Consider the following 5,146-nt stretch of genomic DNA (forward strand, 5'->3'; position numbering starts at 1 on the left):
GTTAATATCTGCTGGTCTTCCAGATCCGGAAGCTGGGCTTTTACCAGTTTGGCATAATTTTCATTGGTTACTATGTAAATGTTTTCTTTGGGGCACACTTTCAGGAAGCGTTCGTAGGTGTTTTGTATTAATGTTTTGCCGGTTCCTAATATATCGATAAACTGTTTGGGATGCGAAGCACGGCTTATCGGCCAAAAACGGCTGCCTATTCCGCCTGCCATGATAATGGCATAGTAGTTTTTGTTCATGTGTAATTTTAAGAATTAAGCTGAATATAAAAAAATCAAAATGCAGTAATGATACACTCCGGATCAAAATACAACAACAATATTAATTAAGATCTGTTTTTATTACAGATTTATTAACAATTGGCTCAGTTGGCTCAAAACACGCAAAATCCATCTTTAAATCTTCAATACCCCTATTTGCCTGGCAGCAAAATCCGGGAACAGCACTTTGTCATTATTTATCTTTAAATGCTTGTCGGCTACCTCGCAGAATACATTCCTAAAATCTGTTGTGACGGCTAAATCACGGCCATCTTCCAGGTTGTCAACAGCTAATGGCTGCATAATGCCATGCACCTTGCCACCATTAACATTATTGCCTAAAATAAAATTACATGAAGCCCTACCGTGATCTGTACCACCGGTACCGTTTTGATGAACGGTACGCCCGAACTCAGTCATAGTCATTAGGGTAACTTCATCCTGATAGTTGCTGCCAATATCTGTCCAGAAAGCCATCATACTATTGCTAAGGTCGGTCACGTTACGGGCAAATATACCATTAGCTGTACCCTGGTTAAAGTGTGTATCCCAACCATTCGATTCGGTAAAGGCAATCTCCAAACCTACATTCATCTTTATAAGCTGGGCAATTTGTTTTAATGAACTACCTAATGCCGAGTTTGGATAAACAGCACCATTAGCAGGTGTATAATTTTTAACGCCGGCCCTTTGCAGTATTTTTAACGCATCGAAACTTTCTTTGCCCRTATCTTTCAATAAACCTGGTGCAGCTTGATCATATAGCTCCTCGAAGCTTTTTGCGGCAAGGTTCGTCCCCATAGGGTTGCCGCGCATTTGCAGGGCAAAATCCTGCAGGTTGCTGATAGCCACGGCCGGGTTATCTCCATAAAAGGATCGTGGTATTGCCGATGTTAAGCTCACCGCTGTAAATGGCGTTAAAGCATCGTGTCCTAATAAACCAACCGCCCTGTTAAGCCAGCCGCTTGCTGTACCTTTATTAAAAGGGGTTCCGCTTTCCATGTAATCCTGTGCATCAAAATGTGATCTGGTGTTATTTGGCGAACCGATGCCATGCACGATACCCAACCTTTTTTCGCGGAACATTGGTTCAAAAGCTTTCATGGATGGGTGCAGGCCAAATTTACCATCCAGATCAATCAGCGGATTATCATTGCCATTTTTAGTCGCATCCATAAATAAATTRGGGCGGCCTTCTTTCAGATACTGATCTGTAAACGGGGTAACGGCCATCAGGCCATCCATCGCTCCGCGCTGAAATATGCATACCAGCGTTTTTCCTTTTTTGTAGGGCGCTATTATTTTATCCTGCGCGGCGGCTTCGGCAATAAACGCCGGGATGCCGCCCATTAGGCCAACACCAAATAAAGTTAACCCTCCAGCTTTTAAAAACCCTCTTCTTGATAACATAATCTTTATTTTTATCAGATTAACGTCTTTGGTACTCCGGCGAACCTATTATTATCCCTACTACCTGCGCCAGCATTGATTTGGTTTCATCTACCTTTGGCATTACCTGCATCTTTGTCCCAGTATCAGGATCAGCTGAATCACCAGGCATCAAAAGCGCATCCTTTACCAGCGGTGAGGCGTTATTGCTTGCCCTATTTACCTTTACCATTAACTGTGGATCATTCAGCATGGGGGCAAGCTGTTTTATTGCCTTATCCAGGGGCCTTTCGGGCATAATGATCTTGCTGTAAGTAATCAGTGCAGCCTGGGCGCTTTCGGGCTCGCGGTTATTGTTCAGTTTTAGCAGGTCGAATGTTACACCGGGTATCCGCCCGGAAGCAAAAGCTAATCCAAAATTCATCCGATTCAATAAAGCCCCGGTGTTAATCCAATATTGTCCCTTATCGGGGAAGCCTGTTGGGGCCTGGTAATAATAAATTTTTTCGCCCATCCTGTTTATCCAGTTATATAACTGGTAAAGCTGGGTTACCCGGGCATTCAAGCTCCGAACGGTATTGATAGCCAGCTCAAACGGCGATTTTGTTTTTTCCCGTAAAGCCGAAGCTGCCCAAAATTCGGGGGCCGYAACCATAGTAATAAGCACCTGTTTAATATCACCATTGCTACTTAAAAAAGTTTTGGCCATCTTATTTATCAGGACTTGCGGGGGCGTATCACTCACAAATCTAACTGCCAGTTTGCGCGAAATAAACTTTGCTGTTGATTGCTGATGCGCCAGCATACTCAATAATTGTACGCCTTCATCATATCCCTCGTTGGGGCCAAAATGTTTGCCCAGTACTACCTTCTCACTGTTATCGTGTCGATTAAGGTTAAATAAAAAGTCGCCATCATGCACAAATCCGCCGATGGCAGTTTTCTTCTCTATGACTTTTGACAAGATGTTATTCCCTTTATCATAATTTTCCATCGGATAAACCGACCAGCCTGTAAGAACCTTTGCCGCCTGCGTAACATCCTGTTGTGTGTATCCACCGTCAACACCAAGGGTATGCAATTCCATTACCTCGCGTGCATAGTTTTCATTAAGGCCACGTTGCTGCCTTACTTTTTTTAGTTTATTCATCAGCATACCTTGTTTACTGCTATCCGGCAGCGCATCGGGCATCATTTGCTGCTTAGGTACAATTGCAGACGAACTGCTAAAATTATCAAGGTAGTACAACATTGCAGGAGATTTTGCAGTAGCCAGCAGGATATCATTGAATTTGCCTAAAGCATTGGGCCGTATTACATCGCGCTCGTAATCCGGAATAAATCCGGCACATTGGTTTTTGGTGATGGATACATTAAAATGATTAAACCAAAAGCTGGTCATCACCTCCAGAAGCTGATTATTACTATATGCTGCTCTTAATATTTTTTGATTGATAAACTGACGAAAGAGTTCCTGCTGAGGCTTCATACCATTTTGCTCCATATAATCCTGCAGCATTTTTTTGTATTCCGCTTTATTGCTTTGTATCGAATCTTTATTGATGATTCCGCTTTTTATGGCCTTTTGAGCTGCCTGTCCAGGACGCGGATATATATTAGCTATTTCGGTATTGCTTAGCTTAAGTGCATCAAAATGGTCTAACTGCTGGTTAAGTGAATCGTCGGGCAATTTGCCGTCAAGTTGTTCGCCGAACCATTTTTCGAGGCCCTCTTTTGCAACTGCGTCAACTTCACCAGGTGTAGCTCCATAGGTAAAACGGCTTAATAAGTGTGCAGCAGCTTGCCTTTTTGTAAGGCCAGCTTGTTTATAAGGAAATTGGGGGGTATCATTAGCATTATACCCGCTATAGAATGAAGAAAAAATAAGGAAAGCACCAACCAAAACAAATACCGATAGAAAAGTGCTTTTTACTGGTTTCATACTAAGCTATTAGCGATGACAATTATATGACCTCAATACCTGCTTAAGGTTTAATCTTATTCATTTTAAAAATGCGAAGTATTAAGAAAACAACAGACCTGCAAAACAGTTTTACAAGTCTTTTATTAAGTATTTTTTAATATTAATTAAATGCAAATCGTTCTGCGGCCATATCAGCAATGGCGTTGCCTATGGCCAACGATGCCGTTGCTGCCGGCGATGGTGCATTTAAAACATGAAGCATATTATCCTTTGCTTCAATTTTAAAGTCATCGAGCGTTTCGCCATCGGCAGATATGGCCATTGCCCTTACACCTGCCCGGCCAGGTTGCAAATCGTCCATTGTAAGACTTGGGATGAGTTGTTGTAAACCAGTTAAAAAACGTTTTTTTGAAAATGCACGTCTGTATTCATCCAAACCAAAACGCCAGTGTTTTATAAAAAGGTTCCATGTTCCTTTAAATTTTAAAGCCTCAATAGTGTCACCTAATGAAAAATCAGTTTTTTCATATCCTTCCCGTTTAAATACAAAAACCGCATTCGGGCCGCATTCTACTGTACCATCAATCATACGGGTAAAGTGTACGCCCAGGAAAGGGAACTCCGGGTTAGGCACCGGGTAAATAAGGTTTTTTACCTTATTTTTTCCTTGTATTGTCAAATCATAATAATCGCCCCTAAAACCAACAATATGAGCTTCGCTTGGTGCACCGGCGCTTGATGCAAGCCTATCGGCCTGCAGGCCGCCAGCAGTAATTAAATACTTTGTATTAAAGCTACCTTTATTGGTAATTACGGTTGTGTAATTTGTGTGGTGTTCAAATGCTTTTGCTGCACAATTAGTGAGCACTTTACTTTCTGGAAATTTAGCTTCAAATAATTCGCGGTATTTACGGGTAACCGCAGCAAAGTTGATAATGCCCGTACATGGTACCCAAATGCCTTCAATACCTTCGCAAAAAGGTTCTATTTCCTTTATTTTTTTACTGTCAATCTTTTCGATACCCTCTACCCCATTAGCAAGGCCATTATTAAATACCTTATTCATGTGAGCCAACTCGGATTGCTTGGTGGCTACAATGATTTTTCCACAGATATCATGAGGTATCTTATTTTCCTGAGCAAATGCAACCAGTTCGCGTCGGCCGTCAACACAAAGTTTAGCTTTATAGGAATTTGGTTTGTAATAAATACCCGAGTGAATGACGCCTGAGTTGTGCCCTGTTTGATGCGCTGCTACTTCACTTTCTTTTTCAAGAACAAGGATTTTTTTATCGGGATTGCGTGTATTGATCTTATAGGCAGTAGCCATACCTACAATACCTCCGCCTATAATAATGAGGTCATATCCGTTTTCCATTCTTTCAAATAAGTACTATAAAGCTAAATAAAGGAGAAATAAGGCAAAAATCTATAAAAGCCAAAAAGCTCAATTTTATCCTGATGACAAAATTGAGCTTTTTATTTTTAACCGTGGCTACTATTTGTTATAGTATGTAAAATCCTTGTGATTTATCTCCGTTTCGGGTAACGATTTAAAGTAATC

4 protein-coding genes are annotated in these 5,146 nt (G+C 41.3%); all 4 read right to left on the minus strand.

The features are described from left to right. Positions 1 to 248: sugar phosphate nucleotidyltransferase (locus AC1DO4_RS27515; RefSeq protein ID WP_477420973.1), on the minus strand; the 248-nt coding region annotated here is incomplete at its 3' end. 156 nt (positions 249 to 404) lie between these two features. Next, positions 405 to 1,679: a DUF1501 domain-containing protein gene (locus AC1DO4_RS27520; protein WP_477420974.1), complete on the minus strand. Its 1,275-nt coding sequence runs from the start codon at positions 1,677 to 1,679 to the stop codon at positions 405 to 407. 19 nt (positions 1,680 to 1,698) lie between these two features. After that, positions 1,699 to 3,600, minus strand: coding sequence for a DUF1800 domain-containing protein (locus tag AC1DO4_RS27525; RefSeq protein ID WP_477420975.1), 1,902 nt, complete (start codon positions 3,598 to 3,600; stop codon positions 1,699 to 1,701). Positions 3,601 to 3,742: 142 nt separating this feature from the next. Then, positions 3,743 to 4,960, minus strand: a complete 1,218-nt coding sequence (lhgO, locus tag AC1DO4_RS27530; RefSeq protein WP_477420976.1) for an L-2-hydroxyglutarate oxidase — start codon at positions 4,958 to 4,960, stop codon at positions 3,743 to 3,745. Between the last annotated feature and the right edge of the window lie 186 nt (positions 4,961 to 5,146).

It is taken from the genome of Mucilaginibacter sp. P5_A6 (genome assembly GCF_056400585.1).

Bases quoted from the DNA above. Each gene is read 5' to 3' on its own strand.
- lhgO (WP_477420976.1), bottom strand. From the start codon at position 4,960: ATGGAAAACGGATATGACCTCATTATTATAGGCGGAGGTATTGTAGGT.